The organism is Nocardioides sp. NPDC058538 (genome assembly GCF_042719275.1).
GTDB lineage: Bacteria > Actinomycetota > Actinomycetes > Propionibacteriales > Nocardioidaceae > Nocardioides.
Genome location: NZ_JBHXNY010000010.1, coordinates 41,088 through 67,201, shown reverse-complemented (window position 1 = coordinate 67,201; position 26,114 = coordinate 41,088). Strand labels below are relative to the sequence as shown.

The window sequence follows — 26,114 nt, the reverse complement described above, 5'->3', positions numbered from 1 at the left end:
CCGGGTCGGTATTGACCCGGGCGGTCGGACACAATACGCACTGATGATCATCTGTACCTTTCCAGCTCCGTCACTCGGTAGGGAAGTGGGCACGTGAGGTTCCAGAGGGGCCCGGTGATGGCCTATGCCGCCGTAGTGCTCATCGGCCTGCTCGTGGTCATCCAGACCCTCAGCCCGGACGTCTCCGCGCTGCACCGGGTGCCGCGTACGCTCTCGGGCCAAGCCGACTTCACCGTGATCCCGCCGGCGCCGTCTCCCGGTGTCTCCGGGGTGTCGACGATCCCCAGCACCACGCCCGATGCGGACCGCGGGACCGACCGCGAGGACCCCGCCCCGCCGAAGAGCCGCGAGGACGAGAAGCCGGACAAGGCGCCGTCCGCGCCCGCTGAGCAGCCCGACGCGCAGCCCTCCGAGGAGCCGACGACGCCCGCCGACCCCGGTGAGGGCGACGGCAACGGCAACGGCAAGCCGCCCACGCTGGTCCCGTCCGTGGGGCCGATCCCTGGGATCATGGCGCCGCTGTTGTGGCCGTTCGTCGCCGAGGAGGACGCTCGCCCCGTCGACGAGGCCGTGCCGATGTTCCTGCGGCAGCTGATCGCCGCCGACGCCGGCGTACCGGTCGAGGATCTTCCGCTGGAAGAGCCCAAGGAAGGCCGGGAGACCGATGAGGCGACCGCGGAGTCGAAGGAGCCCGACGCAGAGTCGGCCAAGGACGAGTCCGAGGCTCAACGGGTCATCGAGGACGCCTGCGAGCTCACCGCCGCGATCACCGAGGACGTGAAGACGCTGCCGGGAGCGAACGACGCTACCGAACCGGGGGCCACGCCGGAGTGCGACGAGGCGTGCGCTGAGCCGAAGACACCGGTAGGGTCGTCGCCCGCAGCCGAACCCGAGGTCACCACCGAATCCGCTGAGCCGTCCGACACTGAGCAGTCCGACGCTGAGACGACGGATACAGAGGGGCCGGAGCAGGAGCCGAAGGAAGGCAGCAAGGACGACCAGACTTGTGCCGAGGAGTCGGTGCAGTAGGGATCACTCCGATGGCGACTGCACCACGCCAGAGTGACCGGCCGAGCGAGTCCCCCCGGGCGCTTGGCTGGAGTGAGGGACGAAGCAGGCCCCGGAACCGCATCGCGGTCCGGGGCCTGCTCCGTCGTTGGGCTTCCGTCTGCCTGAGGCTCAGGCCTCCTCGGGAACCTCAGCCAGCTCAGCGCTGACGGAGATCTCGGTGGCGTTCTCATCCACGGTGAAGAAGAGGTCGCCGACGATGTTGCCGACCCGCTTGAGGTCCGGTGCGGCGGCCTCGGCGTCCTTGACCAGCTTGGCCGGGCCGGTGACCTCGGCCTTGGCCAGCGGGTGACGCATCTTCACCTTCGCGGTCGACTTCGCGCCCCGGATCCCGGTCAGGGTCGCCGCGACGGCGTCGAGCGCCGCCGGGTCGGCGGCGGCAGCGGTGCCGAGCTCGAGCTCACGCGGCCACGAGGAGGTGTGGATGGAACCGGTCTGCCACCACGACCAGACCTCCTCGGTGACGTACGGCAGGAACGGCGCCAGCAGGCGCAGCTGGACGTGGAGAGCCGTGGCGAGAGTCGCGCGCGCGGACTCGGTGGCGAGACCACCGTCCTCGTCGTAGGCCCGCTCCTTGACCAGCTCGAGGTAGTCGTCGCAGAACTCCCAGAAGAACTTCTCCGAGGCCTCCAGCGCCGTGGAGTAGTCGTAGGCCGTGAACGCGTCGGTCGCCTTGGTGATCGTCTCCTTGAGGCGGGCCATCAGCGCGCAGTCGACCGGCTGGGTGATCGCTACCGGGTTCAGCGTGGTCGCGCCGACGTTGCCGAGGACGAACTTGGAGGCGTTGAGGATCTTCATCGCCAGGCGGCGACCGACCTTCATCTGGGTCTCGTCGAACGGCGAGTCCATGCCCGGGCGGGTCAGCGCGGCACGCCAGCGAACCGCGTCGGCGCCGAACTTCTCGAGGATCTCGGTCGGGACGACGACGTTGCCCTTCGACTTCGACATCTTCTTGCGGTCGGGGTCGAGGATCCAGCCGGCGATCATCGCGTGGCTCCACGGGACGGTGCCGTCCTCGAGGTGGGCGCGGACGATGCGGCCGAAGAGCCAGGTGCGGATGATCTCGTGGCTCTGGGTGCACAGGTCCATCGGGTAGACCCGGCTGAACAGATCGGGGTCGGCCTCCCAGCCGCCGGCGATCTGCGGGGTCAGCGACGAGGTCGCCCAGGTGTCCATCACGTCCGGGTCGCCCTGGAAGCCGCCGGGCTTGCCGCGCTGCGCCTCCTCGTAGCCGGCCGGGACGTCCGTGGACGGGTCGATCGGGAGCTGGTCCTCGCTGGGCAGCAGCGGCTTGTCGTAGTCGGGGTTGCCCTCGGCGTCGAGTGCGTACCAGACCGGGAACGGGATGCCGAAGAAGCGCTGACGCGAGATCAGCCAGTCGCCGTTGAGGCCGCCGACCCAGTTGTCGTAGCGGTGGCGCATGTGCTCGGGCAGCCAGGTCAGCTCGCCGCCGCGGGCGAGCAGCTTCTCGCGCAGCTCGGGGTTGCGGCCACCGTTGGTGATGTACCACTGCCGGCTGGCGACGATCTCGAGCGGCTTGTCGCCACGCTCGTAGAAGTTGGCCATCCGCTGGGTCTTCTTCGGCTCGCCGTCGAGGTCACCGGAGTCGCGGATCATCGCGACCACGGCCTCGCGGGCCGAGTGGACGGTCTTGCCCTTCAGGTCCTCGTACGCCGCGACCCCCGCCTCGGAGGTGATCCACTCCGGGGTCTCGCGGGAGAAGCGGCCGTCGCGGCCGATCAGGGCGCGGGCGGGAAGGTTGAGCTCACGCCACCACTGGACGTCGGTGAGGTCACCCCAGGTGCAGGACATCGCGATGCCGGCGCCCTTGTCCATCTCGGCGGCCTCGTGAGGCAGGACCGGGATCTCGACCCCGAAGATCGGGCTGGTGACGGTGCTGCCGAACAGGTCCTTGTAGCGGTCGTCGTCGGGGTGCGCGATCAGCGCGACGACGCTCGGGATCAGCTCGGGGCGGGTGGTCTCGATGTGGACCGGGGTGCCGTCAGCGCGGTGGAAGGCGACGCGGTGGAAGAAGCCGGGGTAGTCCTTGGCCTCCAGCTCGGCCTGGGCGACCGCGGTCTGGAAGGTGACGTCCCACAGCGTCGGCGCCTCCTGCAGGTAGGCCTCGCCGCGGGCCAGGTTGCGCAGGAACGCCTTCTGCGAGGCGGTCTGGGAGACCTTGCCGATGGTCGTGTACTGCTGGTCCCAGTCGAAGGAGAGACCCAGCGTGCGCCACAGGTCCTCGAAGACCTTCTCGTCCTCGACGACCAGCTGGTTGCACAGCTCGACGAAGTTGGGCCGGCTGATCGAGATCTGGCGCTTCGGGTCCGGCTTCTCCGGCGGGGTGAAGTCGGGGTCGTACGGCAGGCTCGGGTCGCAGCGGACGCCGAAATAGTTCTGGACCCGGCGCTCGGTCGGCAGGCCGTTGTCGTCCCAGCCGATCGGGTAGAAGACCGACTTGCCGTTCATCCGCTGGAAGCGGGCGATCAGGTCGGGGTGGGTGTAGGAGAAGACGTGGCCGACGTGGAGGCTGCCGGAGACGGTCGGTGGCGGGGTGTCGATCGAGTAGACGTTCTCGCGCGGCTGGGTGCGGTCGAAGGCGTAGGTCTTCTCGTTCTTCCACTGCTCGGCCCACTTGGCCTCCAGGCCCTCGAGGACCGGCTTGTCCGGTACGGCGACTACGCGCTGCTCAGCGGGCGTAGTCGTCTCCGGTGCGGTCTGCGTGGGCGTGGTCTCAGTCATGGGACCAAATCCTATGGGCGCGCGGTTGCTGGGGCGAAACCCGGTTGAGACCGGCGCTGCGCACTCGCCATGCTTCGGTCATGGGCACCATCGACTTCTTCACCGACGCGGCCGAGTTCCTCGCCGTCGCTCAGGACTATCTCGCCGGGGAGCCGGTGACCGCCAATGTGCTCGCCACCAACGCGGAGAAGGCGATCCGGGTGGAGCAGGAGGGGCCCTACCGCTGGTTCGCGGTCGCTCGCGAGGGTGACCGGGTCGTGGGGGCGGCGATGCGGACGGCCAACTTCGAGCCGCACCCGCTCTACGTCTGCCCGATGCCCGAGCCGGCGGCACTCGAGCTGGCGCGTGCGCTGCATGCTCGGGGCGAGTATGCGGGCGGGGCCAACGGCGCGCTCCCGGCAGCCCGGACGGTGGCCGAGGAGACCGTCCGGCTCACGGGCGGGCGGGTGAGCGTCGCGATGGCGTCGCGTCTGCAGGAGCTCGGCACGCTGGTGATGCCGTCCGGCGTGCCCGGGCGCGCCCGCCCGGCGACGTACGACGACCTCGAGCTGTGCCGGGAGTGGCTGGCCGACTTCGGGCATGCCGCCCGGGAGCAGTCCTCGAACAAGGCGTACGCCCACGAGCACGCCGCAGTCGGGGAGGACGAGGTGCGGCGCCGGATCGACGAGGAGTTCCTGCTGCTGTGGGAGGTCGACGGCGAGGTCGTGTCCCTGGTCGGCGCGACCCTGCCGGCGCACGGCGTGGTCCGGATAGCGCCGGTCTACACGCCGAAGGAGCAGCGGGGTCACGGCTACGGCACCGCGGTGACCGCCGAGGCCTCGCGTCTCCTCGGTGCCGACGGCACCCGGTTGTGCCTGTTCACCGACGCCGACAACCCCGTCTCCAACCACGTCTACGCCAAGATCGGCTATCGCCCCGTGGTGGACATGGCCAACCACACGATCGTCCCCTGACGAGCGGACTCGGCGGGTCAGTCGACGGTGAAGCGGCGGCCGAGGTAGTGGTCGACGGCCGGCCAGATGTGGCCCTCCGACTCGGCGGCGTTGGTCCAGTGCAGGGACCAGCCGCCGCCGGTGGCGGTGGTGATGTCGGCGGAGCGGCGGCCGCTGCTGCTCTGCTTGAGATGGAGGGCGCGGATCTGGTCCCAGGGGACGTAGGCGGCGTTGGAGCTGGCAGCCAGCTCGGCTGGCGCCCTGTCCAGGGCGCGCTGGATCAGCTTCCTGCCGGGCGAGCCGGAGGTCACCGAGGCCAGGCCGGTGGCGAGGCGGTCGGAGCCGGAGGGCTTGAGCAGCATCAGGCCAGTTTCGGTGACCAGGAGCGTACGGAAGCCGTCGCCGGAGATCGGGGCCAAGGCGCCGATGTAGCCGTCGGGCTGCGTCGGCGACGGCGGCTCGGGATCGGCCTCCGGAGCGACCTTGGCGTCGAGCTGGTGCACCCAGGCGCGCAGCGCGGCGGCGTAGCCGGGGGAGCCGAGGGCCTCGTAGGCGAGCTCCTCGGGGTCGACCTCCTGGCCGGCGATGTCGACCAGCCGCCACGGACCCGCCCAGCTGAGCTCGTAGCGTGCCTTGTCCTCGCCGACCAGCTCGTGGGCGATGGCGGCACCGAGGAGCCGGGCGATGACCTTCCGTTTCGCCTCGGCGTGCTCCTCGGTCTCCGCTCCGGCGGTTGTGGGCTCGACGTCGACCAGGTCCAGGAGCGTGTCGAGGCTGCCGGAGGCGATCAGGTCGAGAGCGCCGCGGACGGTGGCCGGCACGATCTGGTTCTCCTGCATCGCGTTCAGGAGCGTCTCGGCGTTGATCGCCGCGGCACGGGCGCCGGCGACGCTCACGATCTCGGCCATCGGCGCCGGGGTCAGACCGGAGCCGGCGAAGGTCTTGTCCTCGAGGGCGAGGAAGTTCTGGGACGGGTAGCGCAGGATGCTGGCCGCGTTGCCGGACTTGTCGGCTCCGTCGGCTCCGTCGGCTCCCTTGGCGTCCTCCGCGGAGGCCATCGCCTCCAGCCGCCCGATCCGCTCCGAGAGCGGCGGGTGCGAGTCGTACGCCGACGTCTTCGCCTCGGGCGGCGCGGCGCTGATCCTGGCGAGCTCCTCGAGCCGCTCGGGGTCGCTCATCAGGTTCGTGAAGTTGTCGAAGAAGCGCGTGGGCCGCAGGCCGTAGTGGGTGCCGGCCTCGACGTACTGCTCCAGATAGATGTGCCAGGCGGCGTCGAGCGCGGGGAGGGTGCGCAGCGCGGTGGCCGCGGTCCGCGGCCCGGCGACCGTCGCGCTGAGCCGGTCGGCGTCGATCTCATGGGCGTGCGCGAGCGGGCGGGTCAGGGAGAAGAAGAGACGGGCGTACGTCCGGAACGGCCGTTTCACCAGCGGGTTGGAGAGGCCGGCGGCGACCTCGGCGATCGCCAGCCGGCTCCGGTGGATGAGGGCGCCGAGCCGGGTGTGGCTGGTGCTGTGGTGGCCGAGCTCGTGGGCGAGCACCGCGTGGAGCTGGTTGCGGGAGAGGCCCTGGAGGAGAGGTACGCCGAGGAACATGCGCCGGGTGCCGGTCCTGAGCCCGATGAGGCTGGTCTCCTCGCTGACCGCCGCGTTGACCTCCGGCACCAGCCGGATCTCATCGGGTGCGCGGGTCCCGGCGGAAGCTGCCAGCGCGCGGACCTCCGCCCACAGCCCGGGCTGTTCCTGCTCGGTGAGGACGAGCCCGCCGGGGTCTCTCGAGGTCCTGGCGCGGCGGCGCGGTGCCATCTGCTGACCGACCAGCGCGAAGGCAGCCAGGACGTAGGCAACGGCCAGGAACGAGACCGCGAGAGCAGCCCGGAGCGTACGCATGAATGGTGGACCTTGTGGGGGGATGGGGTTCAGTCCGAGATCAGTGGGAGGGTAGCGGGTCTGGCAATTCGCTGGGAAGCGCCGACGCCCGAAGCCCAGGTCCACCGCTCTCCGCCTGCTGCGCGCCACCATGCGGGCGCGCTGGCGGCGTTGACGCCGCTCAACAGACGCCCGGTATGCCTTCGCGGCGTCGCCTTGCCATCACACCCGCCTGGTGGCGCTCGCGACGGCGGCCATCGGCGGACCTGGGCTTAGACTCGACCCGATGACTGAGACTCCCGCGCCGCGCCTGGCGGCCACGATCGAGGAGGTCTGGGAAGCGCTGCAGTCGCGCTGGCCCGAGACCCGGCTCGAGCCTTCCCTGGACCGGATCCGCGCCCTGCTCGAGATCCTCGGTGATCCGCAGAACGCGTTCCGGATCATCCAGCTGACCGGCACCAACGGCAAGACCTCCACCTCCCGGATGATCGACACGCTGCTGCGGTCCCTCGACCTGCGCGTGGGGCGGTTCACCTCACCCCACGTGGAGCGGATCAACGAGCGGATCTCGATCGACGGCGAGCCCCTGACCGACGACGAGTTCGTGGCCGCGTTCAACGACGTCGCCCACTACCTCGGCATGGTCGACGACGACCAGCCACACCCGCTGTCGTTCTTCGAGTCGATGGTCGGGATGGCCTACGCTAAGTTCGCCGAGGCCCCGGTCGACGTGGCCGTGGTCGAGGTCGGGCTGGGCGGTGGCTGGGACGCGACCAACGTCGCGAACGCCGACGTCGCGGTGGTGACCCCGATCGCGGTCGACCACGCGAAGTATCTCGGTGACACCCCGGTCGCCATCGCGCGCGAGAAGGCCGGGATCATCAAGCCGGACTCGGTCGCCGTGATCGCCGAGCAGTCCGTCGAGGTCGCCGCGGTGCTGGACCAGCACGCGGCGGAGGTCGGCGCCCGGCTGCTGTGGGAGGGCACCGACTTCGGGGTCGTCTCCCGCACCCCGGCGGTGGGTGGACAGATCCTCACGCTGCGCGGGCTGCGGGGCGAGTACGAGGATCTCTTCCTGCCCCTCTACGGCGCCCACCAGGCGCAGAACGCGGCGACCGCGCTGGCCGCGGTCGAGGCGTTCCTGGGAGACACGGTGCTGGCCGACGAGCTCGTGCGCGACGCGTTCGCCAAGGTCGACTCGCCGGCGCGGCTGGAGATCATGCGGTCGTCCCCGACGGTCCTGCTCGACGCCGCCCACAACCCGGCCGGTGCCGAGGCGACGGTCGCCGCCCTCGAGGACTCCTTCTCGTTCTCCGGTGTCGTCGGTGTCATCGGGGTGATGGGCGACAAGGACGTCGAGGGCCTGCTCGCCGCCTTCGAGCCCCACCTCGAGCATCTCGTGGTGACCCAGAACTCCACCGAGCGTGCCCTTCCGGCCATCGAGCTCGCCAAGATCGCCGTCGACCTCTACGGCGAGGACCGGGTCTCGGTGGTCCCGCGTCTCGCCGACGCCATCGACGCCGCGATCGGCCTCTCGGAGTCCTCCGGTGGCGGGTCGATCTCCGAAGGCGCGGTGCTGGTGACCGGCTCCGTGGTGACCGCCGGAGAGGCACGTACGCTGCTGGGCTCTCGTGGCCCGGCCGCCCGGTCGGCTGCGACCGCCCGGGTCGTACCGACCGCCGACCCGGAGCTCGAGGCCTATCTGGAGGCGGACGCAGATGGCGAGTGAGCGGGAGAAGTCCCCGCGGCGCGGGATGTGCGCCGCGATCGTGTCGATGGAGGGACTCGCAGTCGCGCTGGCCGCGCCCGTGATGATCTCGATCGGCGGGGTCTCCGCCGGGCTGGCGCTCCCGCTGGGCCTCGGGTTCTTCGTGGCCTGCATCCTGGTGGCCGGAATGCTACGTCGCCCCTGGGCCTACTGGGTCGGCTGGGCACTGCAGGTCGTCGCGATCGCGATGGGCTTCCTGATCCCGATCATGTTCCTCGTCGGCGCGATCTTCGCGGTCCTGTGGGGCATGGCCGACATCCTCGGTCGCAAGATCGAGAGTGAGCGGGCCGCGGCCTTCGAGGCGTTCGACCGGATCGCCGCAGAGGAAAGCGCAGAGGAAAGCGCCTGGGAAAGCGCTGAGGAAAGCGCCGGGGAAGAGGCCGAGCCCAGGTAGGTTGGCTGCCGTGGAGGAGCGCGACGAGCTTCAGATGGCGACCGACGACGAGACCGCGACCGACTGGGCACTGTGCCCGGCATGCGGGAACGCGCTGGTGCTGCGGCGGCCGCGGACGCGTACGGCCCACTACGCGCACAAGGCCGGGGAGTCGTGCCGACTCGTCGGCGCGCAGCTGAGGCGTACCAGCTCCGGGTGGGTCGTCGGCGGTGGCGAGGACGACCCCGACAGCCTGGAGAACCTCTTCGACCTGATCGAGGACGAGGCGCCCGGGCGCTAGGCCCCGAGCGCGCCGGTGACCGCGGCGAGCGCCTGATCGAGCTCTGCGTCGGTCACTCCGCCGAAGCCGATCACCAGGCCGGTCAAGCCACTGGAGCGGGCGTAGGTGGAGAGCAGGTTGATCTCGAAGCCGGCGGCTCGGGCGGCGTCGCGGGCTCGGTGCGCATCCGTCTCGGGCAACAGCCAGGTGGAGTACATCCCGGCGAGCGGGCCGGCGAGCGTGGCGTAAGGGCTCATCGCCTCGGCCACCCTCGGGGCGCGCTCGGCGTAGACGCGGCGGGCGGAGCGTACGGCCCTGTCCAGCCAGCCGTCGCGAAGCAGCGTCAGCAGCGCGCGCTGCGAGGGCCAGGCGGCGCCGGCGTGGGTGATGGTGCGGCGGCGCAGGATCAGCTCGTGCAGGTCGGGCGGGGCGACCAGCCAGCCGAGACGGAGCGTCGGGACCACCGACTTCGCCGCGGTGCCGAGATAGACCACCCGGCCGCGGTCCAGCCGCGCCATCGCGGGCACCGGCGCGACGTCGTAGCGGAACTCCGAGTCGTAGTCGTCCTCGATCACCACCGCGTCCGCCCGTCGAGCGGCCTCCAGGAGGGCGAGCCGGTCGGCCGCCGGCATGACGCGTCCCAGCGGGTGCTGATGCGCCGGGGTGACGTACGCAGCCACCGCATCGCCCAGGTCGCCCACCGTCTCCACGGCGGGCAGGTCGATGACCTCACGTCCGTAGGTGAGCACCGTCTCGGCCGCGGCCCGGTATCCCGGGTCCTCCACCGCCACCGGCCCGGGGCGCATCTCGGGGAGCAGCGCGCGGAGCCCGTCGGTGGTGCCCGCGGTCACGACGATCTCGTCCGGATGGAGATCGAGGCCGCGGGTGCGTCCGAGCCTCGCTGCCAGCGCCTCGCGCAGCTCGAGCAGCCCCCGCGGATCGTCGTAGCCACGCGGGGGAGTGGCGACCGAGACCTCCCGCCACGCCCGCCGCCACCCCGGCTCCAGCCGCGGATCGAAGAACGGGGTGCCGGTGTCCAGCCCAGCGGTCGCCCCCGTCGGCCGAGGGAGTGACCGCGCGAAGCGCCGAGACGTCGCCCCCGTCGGCCGAGACGTCAGCTGGGCCGCTGCCGCGGTGGTCGTGGTGCGGGTCGCGGTGACGTACGTCCCGGACCCGCGGCGTGCCTCGAGCCAGCCCTCGGCGGTGAGCTGGTCGTAGGCCTGCTCGGTCACCGCGCGCGAGACGCCCAGGTCTGCCGCGAGCGCACGGCTCGAGGGCAGCCGGTCGCCGGTCCCGAGGGTGCCGGCGAGGACCAGGGCGCGGACCTGGCCGGCGAGCTGGGCGGGGAGCGGCTCGCCGGAGGTGCGGTCGAGGGTCACGGGAAGCATCGGTCGAATGGCCTGTCGGAGTGGGTCTGAATTGGCCCGTGCGTGCAGGCCACTTCGCTACCAGGATGGTGCCATGAGCACGACGTTGTCACCCACCCCACGCACCCGGATCAGTCGCGGGAAGAACCGCGCCGTCCCCGACCGCGAGCGCCTGCACACCTTCCTTGGTGAGGCACTCATCGCTCACCTGGGCGTCACCGTCGGGTCGGGCGAGGAGGCCCACCCGATCGTCCTGCCCACCGCGTACGGCTTCGATCTCGACGGTCCAGACGCAGGCGGGTCGCTCTACCTGCACGGCTCGGTAGCGGCTGGCTGGCTCGCGCGGGCGCTGGAGCGCGACGTGTGCGTCACGATCACAGAGCTCGATGGCCTGGTCGCGGCACGGAGCGGGTTCCACCACTCGATGAACTACCGCTCGGCCGTGGTCATCGGTCGCGCACGCCTGGTCGAGGGCCCGGAGGAGCGCGAGCACGCCCTCGCGCTGGTCGTCGACCAGATGATCCCCGGCCGCTGGGAGACGCTGCGCCCGGCCACCCGCAAGGAGCTCGCCGCGACCGCCGTGCTCGCCCTGCCGCTCGCCGAGGCGTCGATGAAGGCGCGTGCCGAGGGTCCGGTCGACGACCCCGCCGACATCGAGTCCGGTACCTGGGCGGGCGTGATCCCGATCCATCGCGTCGCCGGCGCCCCGGTCACCGCTGACGACGCGACCGGGCCGGCGCCGGAGGACGTCGTACGTCGTGCCGCCAGGCTCGGTGCCGCGGAATGTTCACCGAGGTAACTCGGTCAGCGCACGCTTCCTTCGTGGAGTTCCACGAAGGAAGCGTCACTTCACCGAGGTAACTCGGCGAACGAACGTCGGCTCAGCTGAGCCCGGCGCGCCGCAGCGCGTCGGCCATGGCGCTGTTGGCCGGAGCGGAGGAGCCGCGCCCGCCACCCTGGCCGCCACGGTTGCCACTGGGACGGCCGCCGCCCTTGCCGCCACCGTTACCGCCGCCCTTGGGTCCACCCTTGCCCTGGCCGCGCTGGCCACCACCGGGGCGACCCGAGCGGTCGCCGGACTCGCCCTTGGCCGGAGCACCCGCCGGAGCGTCGTCGTTGAGCCGGAGCGTGAGCGAGATCCGCTTGCGGGCCTCGTCGACCTCCTGGACCTTGACGCGCACCACGTCACCGGAGCGGACCACGTCGCGCGGGTCCTCGACGAACTTGTCCGACATCGCGGAGATGTGGACCAGGCCGTCCTGGTGGACGCCGATGTCGACGAAGGCGCCGAAGGCAGCCACGTTGGTGACGGTGCCCTCCAGGACCATGCCGGGACGCAGGTCGGCGATCACATGCACGGACTCGGAGAAGGTCGCCGTGCGGAACTCCGGACGAGGGTCGCGTCCGGGCTTCTCGAGCTCGGCGAGGATGTCCGTGACCGTCGGCAGACCGAACTTATCGTCGACGAGCTCCGAGGGCTTCAGCGACTTCAGCGCAGAGGTGTTGCCGATCAGCGACCCGATGTCCGCCGACGCCTTGTCGAGGATCCGGTTGACCACCGGATAGGCCTCCGGGTGGACGCCGGACATGTCGAGCGGGTCGTCGCCGCCGCGGATCCGGAGGAACCCGGCTGCCTGCTCGAACGCCTTCGGGCCGAGGCGCGCCACCTTGGTGAGCTCGCGGCGGGTGCGGAAGGGGCCGTTGGAGTCGCGGTGCGCGACGATCGCCGAGGCGAGCGACTCGGTGATCCCCGAGACCCGGCGCAGCAGGGGAGCCGAGGCGGTGTTGAGGTCGACGCCGACACCGTTCACGCAGTCCTCGACGACGGCGTCCAGGGACTTGGAGAGGCCGTATTCGGGCAGGTCGTGCTGGTACTGCCCGACGCCGATCGACTTCGGCTCGATCTTCACCAGCTCGGCCAGCGGGTCCTGAAGACGGCGCGCGATCGACACCGCCCCACGGATCGACACGTCGAGCTCCGGAAGCTCGGCGGAGGCGTAGGCCGAGGCGGAGTAGACCGAGGCGCCGGCCTCGGAGACCATCACCTTGGTCATCTTCAGGTCCGGCAGCAGCTTGAGCAGGTCGGCGGCGAGCTTGTCGGTCTCGCGCGAGGCGGTGCCGTTGCCGATCGCGATCAGGTCGACGGAGTGCTTCTTCGCCAGCTTGGCCAGCGTCGCCAGGGATCCGTCCCAGTCGCGCCGCGGCTCGTGCGGGTAGACCGTCGAGGTGTCGACCACCTTGCCGGTCGCGTCCACGACGGCCACCTTCACGCCCGTCCGGATGCCGGGGTCGAGGCCCATCGTCGCCCGGGTGCCGGCCGGCGCGGCCAGCAGCAGGTCGCGCAGGTTGTCGGCGAAGACCGCGATCGCGGCCTCCTCGGCGGCGGTGCGGATCCGGGTGCGCATGTCGAGCTCGAGGCGGAAGAGGATCCGCGTACGCCACGCCCACCGCACCGTCTCGGCCAGCCACTTGTCGGCCGGACGTCCGGAGTCCGTGATCCCGAAACGAGCGGCGATCGAGCGTTCGTAGTCGGTGACGACCCCGGCCTCAGGCTCCTCGGCGTAGGGCGAGAGGGTGACGTCGAGGACCTCCTCCTTCTCCGCACGGAGGACGGCCAGGGTGCGGTGTGACGGCAGCGAAGCGTACGCCTCGGAGAACTCGAAGTAGTCGGAGAACTTCGCCGCCGCCGGGTCGTTCTCGCGACCTTCCCGGACGCGGGTGACCAGCCGGCCGGCCGTCCACATCCGCTCCCGCAGCGTGCCGATCAGGTCGGCGTCCTCGCCGAACCGCTCGACCAGGATCGCGCGGGCACCGTCGAGCGCGGCCTTCACGTCGGGGACGTTCTCGCCGAGGAAGCCCTCGGCCACCACGGTCGGGTCCTGCGACGGGTCGGCCAGCAGCCCGTCGGCCAGCGGCTCGAGCCCGTTCTCACGGGCGATCATCGCCTTGGTGCGCCGCTTCGGCTTGAACGGCAGGTAGATGTCCTCCAGCCGCGCCTTGGTGTCGGCGGCGAGGATCGAGGCCTGCAGCTCCGGGGTGAGCTTGTCCTGCTTCGCGATCTCGGCGAGCACGGCGGCACGCCGCTCCTCCAGGTCGCGCAGGTAGCCGAGTCGCTCCTCCAACGTACGCAGCTGGGCGTCGTCGAGGCCGCCGGTCACCTCCTTGCGGTAGCGCGCGATGAACGGCACCGTCGAGCCCTCGTCGAGCAGGGCGACCGCTGCGGTCACCTGCGCCGGGCGCACCCCGAGATCTTCGGCGATGCGGGCCGGGATGGCGGCCATCGAGTCTGCGAGCGTCGGAGCTGATGGGGTTGTCGTCACGGGGCGCCATCCTGCCGCATCCCACCGACATGATCTCAACGTGGCCGACAGGTGCACGGCGGCGACCGGCCCGAACGTGCCCGGACGGGCCCTCCCCGATACGCTCGGCCCCATGACGCACCGCACGTTCGTGATCTTGAAGCCCGACGCCGTCCGCCGGGGCCTGGTGGGGGAGATCCTGTCCCGCTACGAGGCCAAGGGCCTCTCGATCGTGAAGCTGGAGCACCGCACCATCGACGCGGGCATGGCCGACGAGCACTACGCCGAGCACGTCGAGCAGCCGTGGTACCCGCCGCTGCGTGACTTCGTCACCTCCGGCCCGCTCGTGGCCGCCGTCCTCGAGGGCGACGAGGCGATCGAGGTCGTCCGCGCGCTCAACGGTGCCACCGACGGCCGCAAGGCCGCCCCGGGTACCATCCGCGGCGACCTCTCCCTCTCCAACCGCGAGAACCTCGTCCACGGCTCCGACTCGCCCGAGTCGGCCGACCGCGAGATCAAGCTCTGGTTCGGCGCCTGAGGCGAGCGAAAAAGCCTGACCCGAGATCGCGCCGGTACCACTACCGGCGCGATCTCTCATTTGCCCTGGAGGCCGCGTTCGCGGGCCTCTGTGAGCCGTTCCGCAACGCCCGGTGAATACAGGCATCCCCTGGTTCTAGGGCGTAGATGCACCCCGTATCGTTGCGGTTTCGGCGAGCCTCTCCGGATTGAGGCTCGGACCTTCGTAGCCTCGTCGGGAGGCCCGCATCCTGCAGCACAGATCCCCGACGCGGCGCCCCGGGAACGCGAGGACGCATGGCGAGCATCATTGGACGTGACATGGCGGTGGACCTCGGCACCGCAAACACACTCGTCTACGTCCGCGGCAAGGGTGTCCTTGTCGATGAGCCGAGTGTGGTCGCGCTCAACAAGAACACCGGCGAGATGGTCGCCGTCGGCCATGAGGCCAAGAAGATGCTGGGACGTACGCCTGACGACATCGTCGCGCTGCGGCCGCTGAAGGACGGCGTGATCGCCGACTTCGAGGCGACCGAGCAGATGCTCCGCTACTTCATCCATCAGGTCCACCGCCGCCGCTACTTCGCCAAGCCGCGGATGGTCATCTGCGTTCCGTCCGGGATCACCGCGGTCGAGATCCGCGCGGTGAAGGAGGCGGGCTACCAGTCAGGTGCCCGGATGGTGAACATCATCGAGGAGCCGATGGCGGCCGCGATCGGTGCCGGGCTCCCGGTGCACCTGCCGACCGGCAACATGGTCGTCGACATCGGCGGCGGCACCACCGAGGTCGCGGTGATCAGCCTCGGCGGCATCGTGACGAGCCAGTCGATCAGGACCGCCGGCCACCAGCTCGACAACGCGATCATGACCTGGCTGAAGAAGGAGCACGCGCTGCTCCTGGGCGAGCGCACCGCCGAGGAGGTCAAGATGACCCTCGGCTCGGTCTGGCCGCTGCCCAACGAGCCCGAGGCCGAGATCAGGGGACGCGACCTGGTCAGCGGCCTGCCGCGCACCGTGACCGTCTCGAGCGCCGAGGTGCGCAAGGCGATCGAGGAGCCGCTGCACGACATCTTCGACGCGGTCCGCTCCACCCTCGACCAGACGCCGCCCGAGCTGGCCGGCGACATCATGGACCGCGGCATCGTGCTGACCGGCGGCGGCGCCCTCCTGCGCGGGCTCGACGAGCGCCTGCGCCACGAGACCGGCATGCCCGTCCACGTCGCCGAGTCCCCGCTGACCTCGGTCGCGATGGGCGCCGGCCGCTGCGTCGAGGACTACGACGTGCTCCGCCCCGTCCTGGTCAACGAGAACAGGAGATGGTGACGTGTCGTTGCTGAGCCCCCGCCCCAGCGAACGTCTGCGCAAAGGGCTGGAACAACGCAAAGGGTCCAAACCCATGGTCCGTACGCCGCGGGAGAGGCTCAACCGCCGCGGCAGCCTCGAGACCAAGGCCGGCGGCGGTGGTCCGAAGCGCTCCTGGCTGATCGCGCTCATCCTGTGCTGCGCGACGCTGGCCACGCTCGACCAGACCCCCGTCCTCGAGCCGGCCCGCGCCGCCGTCGGTGAGGTGATGTCCCCGCTCGAGACCGGCGCGGCGCTGGTGGCCCGCCCGTTCACCGACATCCCGGAGTGGTTCGACACCCGCGACGCGCTGCGCGACCGGGTCGCGAAGCTCGAGGCCGAGAACTCCACCCTGCGCCGCCAGGTCGAGGTCACCGACTACGGCCGTGCCAAGCTCGCCGAGTACGAGTCGATCACCCGCGCTGCCGAGGACCTCGGCTACGCCATGGTGCCGGCGAGGGTCATCGCCTACGGCCCGGCCCAGACCTTCAACCGCACCGTCACCATCGACGCCGGCAGCGCCGCCGGGATCAGGTCCGACATGTCGGTCGTGACCGGCGACGGCCTGGTCGGCCGGGTGCTGCGGGTCACCAAGACCTCGGCGACGGTCCTGCTGATCGTCGATGCCGCCTCGGTCGTCGGTGGCCGCGTCGGCGGTGCCGACCGCAGCGACAAGAAGTCCGGCCAGGTCGGCATGGTCCGGGGCTCCGGCGCGGTCGCCGGAGGCGCGAACGCCGGTCTGCTGACCCTCGACCTCGTCGACCGGTCCACCACCCCGCTCAAGGGCGACACGGTCATCACCTGGGGTGACGGCCGGGCCGCTCCGTACGTCTCCGGGCTGCCGATCGGCGAGGTGACCGACAGCTTCGAGAGCGTGCGTGACTCCTCGCAGACGGTCCGGATCAAGCCGTACGTCGACTTCGGCTCGCTCGACGTCGTCGGTGTGGTGGTGCCGGGCGACACCATGAGCGACCGCGCCGTCGTCACACCGGAAGGGGAGCTGCGATGAGCGAGCGTCAGCGAGCGAACCAGACGACCAGCACGCCACCGCGTCCGTACTCTGGCGCTTGCGCTACGGCGGTGGGGGCGTGAGTCAGATGGAAGGCCGTGCCTCTGGTGCCGCTCCGGTGCTGCGCAACGTCCTGGTCGGCATGCTGGTCGTCATCGCGGTCGTCCTCCAGTTGAGCGTGGCGCCGGCCTTCGCCATCCGCGGGATCACCCCCGACCTGGCGCTCCTGGTCGTCATCGCGGTCGCGCTCACCCGTGGCGGGCAGGCCGGTCTGGTGACCGGGTTCGCCGCCGGCGCACTCCTCGATCTGGCGCCGCCCGCCGATCACACCGCGGGCCGGTGGGCGCTGGCCCTGCTGATCGTCGGCTACGTCGCCGGCCGTGTCCGCGAAGGCAGCATCGACGAGGGCAGCATCCACAGCGGCCGGGGCCGCCCCAACGCTATGACCGTGATGGCCACGGTGGCCACCTGCGCGTTCATCGGGGTCAGCATCTTCGCGGTCAGCGGCCTGATCCTCGGTGAGGCGCCGCTGACGCTGCTTCCGACCGTGGCGATCAGCGTGGGCTACGACCTACTGCTGGCGCCGTTGCTGATCCCGGCATTGCTGTGGCTGATCGGCAAGGGGGACATCTGACATGGCGGCGAGCCGACTCTCCACCGCGCAGGTCAGCCGGTTGCGGCTGATCGTGATCCAGGCGCTCGTCTTCTCGCTGCTTGCCACGCTCGGGGTCAGGCTCTTCTACCTGCAGGTACGCCACGGCGACGCCTATCAGGCCGCCGCGGCCTCGCAGTCCAAGCGCGAGATCGTGCGGCAACCGGTGCGCGGCATCATCGTCGACGCCCAGGGCCGCCCGCTGGTGACCAACCGCTCCGCCTGGGTGGTCAGCCTCGACCAGGGCGTGCTCGACGGGCTGGACGACGACGACAGGAAGACGCTGATGGAGCGCGTCGCCAGGGCCGTCGACGTGTCCCCGAAGAAGCAGAACGAGGCGATCGCCAACTGGTCCGGCACCCGCTACCAGCCGGTCCCGATCGCCACCGACGTCTCCGAGTCGACCGCGCTGCGCATCCTCGAGCAGCCGGAGGACTTCCCCGGCGTGGTCGCGGAGAAGCAGACGCTGCGCTCCTACCCGAGCCCCTTCGGCATCAACGCCGCCGGCGTGCTCGGCTATCTCTCCCCGATCACCGAGGACGAGAACGACAACGCCAAGGAGCGCGGCGACGAGTCGCTCAACAACACCTCGATGGTCGGTCGCTCCGGTGTCGAGAAGCAGTACGACCAGTGGCTGCGTGGGATGCCCGGCTACGACACCGTCACCGTCGACTCGCTCGGCCGGGAGATCGGGCGCGGCGACTCGGTCGCCTCCCAGCCCGGCGACACGCTGGTGACCAGCATCGACGCCAAGGTGCAGGGCCGTGCCGAGAAGCTGCTCGCCGAGTCGATCGAGACCGCGCGCAACACCTTCGACAAGATCTCCGGCCGCAACTTCGAGGCCGACTCCGGCTCGGTCGTGGTCATGGAGGCGCAGACCGGCCGACTGGTCGCGATGGCCAACCAGCCGACGTACGACCCCGAGGAGTGGGTCGGCGGGATCACCCAGAAGCAGCTCGACAGGCTCTACTCCGAGAAGGCGGGCTACCCGCTGTTGCCACGGGCGACGCAGGGTCAGTTCGCGCCGGGCTCGACGTGGAAGCCGTTCATGACGGTCGGCGCGCTCAACAACGGCTACAGCCGCGACACCCTGCTCAACTGCTCCAGCGGGCTCCAGGTGGGCAACCGGGTGTTCAAGAACTACGAGTCGGGCGCCTACGGGTTCATCGACTTCGCCAAGGCGCTCCAGGTCTCCTGCAACACGTTCTTCTACCAGGTCGGGGTCCACTACTGGCAGAAGTACGGCGCCAACCCCGCCGACGTCAACGCCAAGGACCCGCTGGTGGAGACCGCCAAGGCCTTTGGCTTCGGCAAGCGCACCGGCATCGACCTGCCGGGGGAGTCGACGGGCCGGATCGCGGACCGGAAGTGGAAGGCCGAGTACTACCAGGCCATGAAGGGCTACTACTGCCGGATGGACGAGAAGAAGAACGCCCCCACCGACTTCCTGCAGCTGTTCGCCCACGAGTTCTGCATCGAGGGCAACTACTACCGCACCGGCGACGCGGTGAACTTCTCCATCGGCCAGGGCGACACGATGGTCACCCCGATCCAGCTCGCTCGGGCCTACGCGTCCCTGGCCAACGGCGGCACCCTCTACGAGCCCAGGATCGGGAAGGCGGTCGTCAGCGGCGACGGGACGGTGGTCGAGAAGATCGATCCCAAGGTCGCCGGCAAGGTGAAGATGTCGGCCAAGAGCATCGACTACGTCAACGAGGCGCTGCTCGGCACTCCTCAGTCGGGCTCCCTGGCCTGGAAGTTCGGCGGGTTCCCGCTCGACGAGGTGAAGGTGCGCGGCAAGACCGGCACCGCCGAGGTCACCGGCAAGCAGACGACCGGATGGGTCGCGACGTACAACAAGAAGTACGTCGTCATCATGACGATCTCCCAGGGCGGCACCGGCTCGGGCTCGGTGGGTGATGCCGTACGCAAGCTGTGGGAGACGCTCTACGGAGTCGAGGAGGGCGGTGCGGAGGTGCGGCCCGGCAAGGCCGCGATCCGAGGCATCGACCCGCCGAGGAACCTGCCCGCGTTCGGTGCCGACGGCTCGATCGTCGCCCCGAAGGACTGAGGGGTTGAGGGGCAGAGCATGAAGAATGACGTGATGGCCTTCGTACGCCGCATCGACCTGGTCCTCCTGGGCGCGGTGCTGGTCCTGGTGTCGCTCTCGGTGCTGCTGGTCTGGTCCGCGACCATCCACCGCGACGCGATCACCGGCGGCGACACCACCGCCTACCTGCGCAAACAGGCGATCAACGTGGCTGCCGGGCTGGTGCTGATGGTGGGCGTGGTCGCGACCAACCACCGCTGGGTCCGGCTCCTGACGCCCGTGGCCTACCTGGCCGCGGTGGTCGGGCTGGTGCTGGTGCTCGTGATGGGCTCCACGGTCAACGGCTCGAAGTCGTGGGTGAATCTCGGGCCGGTCCAGGTCCAGCCCTCGGAGCTGGCCAAGCTGGCCGTGGTCATCGCGATGGCGCTGGTCCTGGCCGAGCGCAGCGAGGGCCGCTGGCGGGCACGGGTGTCGCTGGGCGACGTGGTCGCGATGATCCTGGTCGCGGCGGTGCCGATCGTCCTGGTCCTGCTCCAGCCCGACCTCGGGACCACGCTGGTGCTGGGTGTGACGGTCTTCTGCGTGCTCGCGGCCGCGGGGACACCACGGCGATGGCTGGCGCTGCTGGCGTTGGCCGGTGTCGCGGGTGCCACGACGGTGGTCGCGACCGGGGTGCTGAAGCAGTACCAGATCAACCGGTTCATGGCGTTCACGGATCCTTCGCTGGATCCTCGCGGGGCCGGCTACAACGTCCAGCAGGCGCGGATCGCGATCGGTGACGGCGGCATCTTCGGGCAGGGTCTGTTCCAGGGCTCGCAGGCCCGCGCGGGCTTCGTCCCCGAGCAGCACACCGACTTCATCTTCACCGTCGTGGGGGAGGAGCTCGGCCTGGTCGGCTCGCTGGTGGTGATCGGGCTGATCGGTGTCGTGCTGTGGCGCGGACTGCGGATCGCGGCGCGCACCGACGACCTCTTCGGGCGGGTCGCAGCGGCCGGGATCGTGTGCTGGCTGGGCATCCAGAGCTTCCAGAACATCGGGATGTGCCTGGGCATCATGCCGGTCACCGGGGTCCCGCTACCTTTGATCTCCTACGGCGGTTCCTCGATGATCGCGGCGCTGCTGGCGGTGGGCCTCTTGCTCGGCATCTCGGCCCGTTCGCGGCGCACCGGTCTGGACCGGTCCGGACCACTTCAGGACCTCCGCTCGCGTGATCGCCTGCAGGTTGCTGCAGTGCGAAAAGATGTCGCGTTTCATCGAAATTAAACTCGATTACGTTCCCTCCCGGTGCCCTACAGGGCATCTGTTACCCCTTGCAGCCCTCATCCCGAGGCTGCTTGACGACGGGAGCAGTAACCGTGAACAGACCCCACAAAAACCAGCGCCTCGGCGCACTGGCAGCAGCGACGGTCACCGCCGTCGGTGCGGCTACCACCATCCTGGCCATGTCCGGTCCCGCCGGCGCGGCAGACAGCCCGGCACCGCTGATCGGTGCCGAGAAGTCGACGGCCATCGACAACTCCTACATCGTCGTGATGAAGGGCAACGGTGCGGCGGCCAAGGCCAACGCCGCCGACGCCCGGGCGCTCGCCAAGGAGAAGGGTGGCTCGGTGAAGTACGCCTACGACAAGGCGGTCACCGGATTCTCCGCCACGCTCGACGCCGACGCGCTCGACGCGCTCCGCAGCAACCCCGATGTGGACTACGTCGAGGCCAACCAGGTCGTCAAGGCCAGCGGCGACCAGGCCAACCCGACCTGGGGGCTCAACCGGATCGACCAGCGCAACCTGCCGCTGAACTCGAACTACCACTACGACTACACCGGCTCGGGGGTGAAGGCGTACATCATCGACACCGGCATCCGTTCCGCGCACGCGGACTTCGGCGGCCGGGTGACCTCCGGCTACACCGCCATCGGGTCCAGCACCGAGGACGAGAACGGCCACGGCACCCACGTCGCCGGAACCGTCGGCGGATCGACGTACGGTGTCGCCAAGAACGTCACCCTCGTGCCCGTCCGTGTGCTCGACGCCTCCGGGTCCGGCACCACCGCCGGCGTGATCGCGGGTGTGAACTGGGTGACCTCCAACCACACCTCCGGTCCGGCGGTCGCCAACATGTCGCTCGGTGGCGGGGTCTCCTCGACCCTCGACTCCGCGGTCTCCAGCTCGATGGCGGACGGCGTCACCTACGCCGTGGCCGCGGGCAACGACTCCGGTGCGAACGCATGCAACGGCTCGCCCGCCCGGGTGGCCGGAGCCCTGACCGTCGGCTCGACGACCAACACCGACGCCCGGTCGAGCTTCTCCAACATCGGCTCGTGCGTCGACCTGTTCGCTCCGGGCTCCTCGATCACCTCGGCGTGGCACACCTCCAACACGGCGACCAACACGATCTCCGGTACGTCGATGGCGACCCCGCACGTCGCCGGAGTGGCAGCGCTCTACCTGCAGGCGAACCCGACGGCATCGGCCTCCGCCGTCGCCTCGGCGATCAACTCCAACGCCACCACCGGCGTGGTCACCTCGCCCGGGACCGGTTCACCCAACCGCCTCCTCTACTCGCTGTGGAGCGGTGGCACCGACCCGACGGACCCGCCGACCGACCCGCCGTCGGGCAACCTGCTGACCAACCCGGGCTTCGAGTCGGGCGCGACCGGTTGGAGCGCCTCCTCGGGCGTGATCGACAGCTCGAGCAGCGCCCCGGCCCGCTCGGGCTCCTACAAGGCGTGGCTGAACGGCTACGGCTCCGCCCACACCGACAACCTGTCGCAGTCGGTCACTCTGCCCACGACCGGCAAGACCCTGTCGTTCTACCTGCGGGTGATCTCCAACGAGACGACCACCTCGGTGGCTTACGACAAGCTGACTGTCAAGATCGGCTCGACGACCCTGGCGACGTACTCCAACCTGAACGAGTCCTCCTCGTACTCGTTGAAGTCGTTCTCGCTGGGTGCGTACGCGGGTAGCACTGTCACGCTCACCTTCACCGGCACCGAGGACTCCTCGCTCGGGACCAGCTTCCTGATCGACGATACCTCCGTCGCCTGATCTCGGGCGCTCATCTGATGGCCTGACCTGAGGCCTGACCACGCCGGGTCGCTCGCGTAACGCGGGCGACCCGGTGCGTTGGTTACAAGCCGATTTTCCCGCCTTGTTTATGGCCTGTTTACAGGCGTTCACCTTTGGTATCTGCACGTTGCTGCAATGCGAAGAGTTGGGTCGTTACGGGTCCTACGTAACGTGATTACGTGGTTGACCGAACGCTTCGGGTTGCGGCCGTAGGGAGGGCGCAGGGCGTTCGGCCGGCACGTGTGACGTCTGCGCGTGGGACCACCTACAGGCGGTTCCCAAGCCCGGTGCAATGAATGGTTGTGGCCCCATCGGGCCGCACGATGACGGGAGTCAGTTCGTGAACCGAACCATCAAGAACCGGGCCTTCAAGGCACCGGCAGTCATCTCCGCCGTAGCTGTTGGAGCAGCAGCCTCGGCGATCGCCTTCACCGTCCCGGCCGGTGCCGCGGACAGTCCGGCACCGCTGCGCGGCGCGGACGCCTCGACCGCAATCGAGGGTGAGTACATCGTCGTGATGGAGAAGCAGGGCCGCAGCGACATGGCCAAGTCGGAGGCCAAGTCGGTCCGCAGCGACGCCCGCGACGCCGGTGGAGACGTACGGGAGGTCTTCAACACCGCGTTCAACGGCTTCTCGGCCTCGCTCGACAAGGACGCGCTCGAAGAGGTCCGCTCCAACCCGGACGTCGCCTACGTGCAGGCCAACCACCGCTACACCACCCAGGGTGACCAGGCGGACCCGACCTGGGGCCTGGACCGGGTCGACCAGGCCGCGCTGCCGCTCGACAAGAACTACCACTACGAGCAGACCGGTGCCGGCGTGACCGCCTACATCATCGACACCGGCGTCGCGACCGACCACTCGGAGTTCAGCGGCCGGATCGGTGAGGGTTTCGACGCGATCGACGGCGACACCGACCCGACCGACGGCAACGGCCACGGCACCCACGTCGCGGGCACCGTCGCCGGCACCACCTACGGTCTGGCCAAGGAGGCCACGATCGTTCCGGTCCGCGTCCTCGACGACCAGGGCTCCGGCACCACCGAGGGTGTCGTCGCGGGCATCGAGTGGGTCACCGAGAACCACACCGACGGCCCGGCCGTCGCCAACATGTCGCTCGGCGGCGGCAACGACGCCGCTCTCGACGCGGCCGTCCAGGCCTCGATCGCGGACGGCGTGACCTACGCCGTCGCGGCCGGCAACGAGAGCTCCGACGCCTGCGGTTCCTCGCCGGCGGCCGTTCCGGAGGCGATCACCGTCGGTGCCACCGACGACACCGACGCCGCCGCGGACTTCTCCAACACCGGTGAGTGCCTCGACATCTTCGCCCCCGGCGTCGACATCACCTCGGCCTGGAACGACGGCTCGACCAACACCATCTCCGGTACGTCGATGGCGACCCCCCACGTCGCCGGTGCCGCCGCGCTCTTCCTCGAGGCGAACCCCTCGGCCACCCCGGCCGACGTCGCCACGGGCCTGACCGGCGCCGCCACCCCCGACGTGGTCACCAACCCGGGCACCGGTTCCCCGAACCTGCTGCTCACCAACCTGTTCTGAGCTGACGCTCTGAGCTGAGGTCGTTGGGGCCGTCCGGGAGGGGCGGCCCCAACGCCATGCCCGGCAGTCCGTCCCCACGCCGCGAGGTTTGGTGGGGGAGTCAGGGGGCGGCGTACGCTTGGGTTTGATCGTTCCCGAGCTTTGAGGTGCCCATCGTGACCGTCGCCCAGAGCGACCTCGTTCCTGAGTCCGTCTTCCCTCGGCTGGAGCCGCGCCTGGCGCTGGTGTCCAAGCCGATCCAGTACGTCGGTGGGGAGCTCAACTCGACCGTCAAGAAGTGGGACGAGGTCGAGGTGCGGTGGGCGCTGATGTACCCCGACGCCTACGAGGTCGGCTTGCCGAACCAGGGCGTCCAGATCCTCTACGAGGTGCTCAACGAGCGTGACTGGATCGCCGCCGAGCGCACCTACGCGGTGTGGCCCGACCTCGAGAAGATCATGCGCGAGGGCGACGAGCACGGGCCGATCCCGCAGTTCACCGTCGACGCCCATCGTCCGGTGAAGGCGTTCGACGTGTTCGGGCTCTCGTTCTCGACCGAGCTCGGCTACACCAACATGCTCAACGCGCTCGACCTCGCCGGGATCCCGCTGCACGCGGTCGACCGCGGCGACGACGACCCCGTGGTGCTCGCCGGCGGCCACGCCGCGTTCAACCCCGAGCCGATCGCCGACTTCCTCGACGCCGCCGTGCTCGGCGACGGCGAGGAGGTCGTGCTCAAGATCTCCGAGGTCGTGCGCGAGTGGAAGCAGGACGGTCGCCCCGGCGGCCGCGACGAGCTGCTGCGCCGACTGGCCGTCTCCGGGGCCGTCTACGTCCCGAAGTTCTACGACGTCAACTACGCCGCCGACGGCCAGATCGAGGCCGTCGTCCCCAACCGGCCCGACATCCCGTGGCGGGTGCGCAAGCACACCCTGATGGACCTCGACGCCTGGCCCTACCCGCGCAACCCGTTGGTGCCGCTCGCCGAGACCGTCCACGAGCGGTTCTCCGTGGAGATCTTCCGCGGCTGCACCCGTGGCTGCCGTTTCTGCCAGGCCGGGATGATCACCCGCCCGGTGCGCGAGCGCTCGATCACCACCATCGGCGACATGGTCGAGAACGGGATCCGGAAGTCCGGTTTCGAGGAGGTCGGCCTGCTCTCGCTGAGCTCGGCGGACCACACCGAGATCGGTGACGTCGCGACCGGCCTGGCCGACCGCTACGAGGGCACCAACGTGTCGCTCTCGCTGCCCTCGACCCGGGTCGACGCCTTCAACATCACCCTGGCCAACGAGTTCTCCCGCAACGGCCGTCGCTCCGGTCTGACCTTCGCCCCCGAGGGTGGCTCCGAGCGGATGCGCAAGGTGATCAACAAGATGGTCACCGAGGAGGACCTGATCCGCACCGTCGGTGCCGCCTACTCCCACGGCTGGCGCCAGGTGAAGCTCTACTTCATGTGCGGCCTGCCGACCGAGACTGACGAGGACGTCCTCCAGATCGCCGAGCTGGCGAAGAAGGTCATCGCCAAGGGCCGCGAGGTGTCGGGCCGCAACGACATCCGCTGCACCGTCTCGATCGGCGGCTTCGTACCCAAGCCCCACACCCCCTTCCAGTGGGCCTCCCAGCTCGACCACGAGACCACCGACGTGCGGCTGCAGAAACTGCGCGACGAGGTTCGCTCCGACAAGAAGTTCGGCCGCGCGATCGGCTTCCGCTACCACGACGGCAAGCCCGGCATCGTCGAGGGCCTGCTGTCTCGGGGCGACCGTCGGGTCGGCCGAGTCATCGAGCACGTCTGGCGCGACGGCGGCCGCTTCGACGGCTGGAGCGAGCACTTCTCCTACGACCGCTGGATGACCGCCGCCGAGACCGGTCTCGCCGGCACCGGCGTCGACCTCGACTGGTACACCACCCGCGAGCGTGAGTACGACGAGATCCTCCCCTGGGACCACCTCGACTCCGGCCTCGACAAGGACTGGCTCTGGGCCGACTGGGAGGACGCCCTCGCCGTCGCCGATGGCGAGGACATCGAGGTCGAGGACTGCCGCTGGACTCCCTGCTACGACTGCGGCGTCTGCCCGGAGATGAACACCGACATCCAGATCGGGCCCACGGGCAAGAAGCTGCTTCCGCTCTCGGTCGTCTGAGGCGAACGACTCGTCCGGGAGCCGTCACTCTCCTGCATGTGCATGGAAGTGACAGCGATCGGCGCGGCGACTTCAGCGGTCATTACCGCTCACACATGCG

Annotated in this window: 19 protein-coding genes; 15 read left to right on the top strand and 4 right to left on the bottom strand. The window is 70.0% G+C overall.

Translation table 11 applies throughout. The features are described from left to right. The first annotated feature begins 93 nt into the window (after nt 1-93). A complete protein-coding gene (locus tag ACFWQC_RS11595; RefSeq protein WP_378677406.1) occupies nt 94-1,029 on the top strand; it encodes a hypothetical protein in 936 nt (311 codons plus the stop codon). A gap of 150 nt (nt 1,030-1,179) precedes the next feature. Here the strand turns inward: ACFWQC_RS11595 and valS are convergent, their stop codons facing one another. Continuing rightward, nucleotides 1,180-3,810: a valine--tRNA ligase gene (valS, locus tag ACFWQC_RS11590; RefSeq protein ID WP_378677403.1), complete on the bottom strand. Its 2,631-nt coding sequence runs from the start codon at nt 3,808-3,810 to the stop codon at nt 1,180-1,182. Between the two features lie 80 nt (nt 3,811-3,890). On the opposite strand from valS, the gene ACFWQC_RS11585 reads away from it, so the two are divergent. Then, nucleotides 3,891-4,763, top strand: coding sequence for a GNAT family N-acetyltransferase (locus tag ACFWQC_RS11585; RefSeq protein WP_378677400.1), 873 nt, complete (start codon nt 3,891-3,893; stop codon nt 4,761-4,763). A 17-nt stretch (nt 4,764-4,780) separates the two neighbouring features. Here ACFWQC_RS11585 and ACFWQC_RS11580 read toward each other — a convergent pair whose 3' ends face one another. Next, a complete protein-coding gene (locus tag ACFWQC_RS11580) occupies nt 4,781-6,628 on the bottom strand; it encodes a M48 family metallopeptidase (protein WP_378677397.1) in 1,848 nt (615 codons plus the stop codon). Nucleotides 6,629-6,893: 265 nt separating this feature from the next. On the opposite strand from ACFWQC_RS11580, the gene ACFWQC_RS11575 reads away from it, so the two are divergent. Genes ACFWQC_RS11575 through ACFWQC_RS11565 form a run of 3 tightly spaced genes read left to right on the top strand, consistent with a single transcriptional unit; the run spans nt 6,894 to nt 9,049 of the window. Further along, on the top strand, nt 6,894-8,336 hold the full coding sequence (locus ACFWQC_RS11575; RefSeq protein ID WP_378677395.1) for a bifunctional folylpolyglutamate synthase/dihydrofolate synthase: 1,443 nt from the start codon (nt 6,894-6,896) through the stop codon (nt 8,334-8,336). After that, the gene (locus ACFWQC_RS11570; protein ID WP_378677392.1) at nt 8,326-8,769 is read left to right on the top strand and encodes a DUF4233 domain-containing protein; all 444 of its coding nucleotides are present in this window, start codon (nt 8,326-8,328) and stop codon (nt 8,767-8,769) included. The genes ACFWQC_RS11575 and ACFWQC_RS11570 overlap by 11 nt, the downstream gene beginning before the upstream one ends. A 10-nt stretch (nt 8,770-8,779) precedes the next feature. After that, nucleotides 8,780-9,049 carry a competence protein CoiA family protein gene (locus tag ACFWQC_RS11565; protein WP_378677389.1) on the top strand — a complete coding sequence of 90 codons (270 nt, stop codon included), beginning with the start codon at nt 8,780-8,782 and terminating at the stop codon, nt 9,047-9,049. On the opposite strand, the gene ACFWQC_RS11560 is transcribed toward ACFWQC_RS11565, so the two are convergent. Continuing rightward, nucleotides 9,046-10,416 (bottom strand): PLP-dependent aminotransferase family protein, encoded by a 1,371-nt coding sequence (locus ACFWQC_RS11560; protein ID WP_378677386.1) that lies wholly within the window; start codon nt 10,414-10,416, stop codon nt 9,046-9,048. The two genes, ACFWQC_RS11565 and ACFWQC_RS11560, sit on opposite strands and share 4 nt — an antisense overlap. A gap of 73 nt (nt 10,417-10,489) precedes the next feature. Here ACFWQC_RS11560 and ACFWQC_RS11555 point away from each other — a divergent pair, with 73 nt between their 5' ends. After that, nucleotides 10,490-11,194 carry a pyridoxamine 5'-phosphate oxidase family protein gene (locus ACFWQC_RS11555; protein ID WP_378677383.1) on the top strand — a complete coding sequence of 235 codons (705 nt, stop codon included), beginning with the start codon at nt 10,490-10,492 and terminating at the stop codon, nt 11,192-11,194. Nucleotides 11,195-11,276: 82 nt separating this feature from the next. Here ACFWQC_RS11555 and ACFWQC_RS11550 read toward each other — a convergent pair whose 3' ends face one another. Then, a complete protein-coding gene (locus tag ACFWQC_RS11550; RefSeq protein WP_378677380.1) occupies nt 11,277-13,715 on the bottom strand; it encodes a Tex family protein in 2,439 nt (812 codons plus the stop codon). A 112-nt stretch (nt 13,716-13,827) separates the two neighbouring features. Between ACFWQC_RS11550 and ndk the strand changes: the two genes are divergently transcribed. The 9 genes from ndk (at nt 13,828) to ACFWQC_RS11505 (ending at nt 26,014) form a co-directional block, all read left to right on the top strand. Continuing rightward, nucleotides 13,828-14,232, top strand: a complete 405-nt coding sequence (gene ndk, locus ACFWQC_RS11545; protein WP_378677377.1) for a nucleoside-diphosphate kinase — start codon at nt 13,828-13,830, stop codon at nt 14,230-14,232. A 275-nt stretch (nt 14,233-14,507) separates the two neighbouring features. Continuing rightward, nucleotides 14,508-15,533, top strand: a complete 1,026-nt coding sequence (locus ACFWQC_RS11540) for a rod shape-determining protein (RefSeq protein ID WP_160024659.1) — start codon at nt 14,508-14,510, stop codon at nt 15,531-15,533. A gap of 73 nt (nt 15,534-15,606) precedes the next feature. Continuing rightward, nucleotides 15,607-16,560 (top strand): rod shape-determining protein MreC, encoded by a 954-nt coding sequence (mreC, locus tag ACFWQC_RS11535; RefSeq protein WP_378677373.1) that lies wholly within the window; start codon nt 15,607-15,609, stop codon nt 16,558-16,560. Nucleotides 16,561-16,648: 88 nt separating this feature from the next. Continuing rightward, nucleotides 16,649-17,194, top strand: coding sequence for a rod shape-determining protein MreD (gene mreD / locus ACFWQC_RS11530; protein ID WP_378677724.1), 546 nt, complete (start codon nt 16,649-16,651; stop codon nt 17,192-17,194). A 1-nt stretch (nt 17,195) separates the two neighbouring features. Continuing rightward, on the top strand, nt 17,196-19,283 hold the full coding sequence (gene mrdA / locus ACFWQC_RS11525) for a penicillin-binding protein 2 (protein WP_378677370.1): 2,088 nt from the start codon (nt 17,196-17,198) through the stop codon (nt 19,281-19,283). A gap of 18 nt (nt 19,284-19,301) precedes the next feature. Then, complete coding sequence (gene rodA, locus ACFWQC_RS11520; protein WP_378677368.1) at nt 19,302-20,525, top strand: rod shape-determining protein RodA; 1,224 nt, start codon at nt 19,302-19,304, stop codon at nt 20,523-20,525. A gap of 92 nt (nt 20,526-20,617) precedes the next feature. Then, nucleotides 20,618-22,309 carry a S8 family peptidase gene (locus ACFWQC_RS11515; protein WP_378677365.1) on the top strand — a complete coding sequence of 564 codons (1,692 nt, stop codon included), beginning with the start codon at nt 20,618-20,620 and terminating at the stop codon, nt 22,307-22,309. Between the two features lie 361 nt (nt 22,310-22,670). Next, on the top strand, nt 22,671-23,888 hold the full coding sequence (locus ACFWQC_RS11510) for a S8 family peptidase (RefSeq protein WP_378677362.1): 1,218 nt from the start codon (nt 22,671-22,673) through the stop codon (nt 23,886-23,888). A gap of 155 nt (nt 23,889-24,043) precedes the next feature. Next, nucleotides 24,044-26,014, top strand: a complete 1,971-nt coding sequence (locus ACFWQC_RS11505; protein WP_378677359.1) for a TIGR03960 family B12-binding radical SAM protein — start codon at nt 24,044-24,046, stop codon at nt 26,012-26,014. Nucleotides 26,015-26,114: the final 100 nt, after the last annotated feature.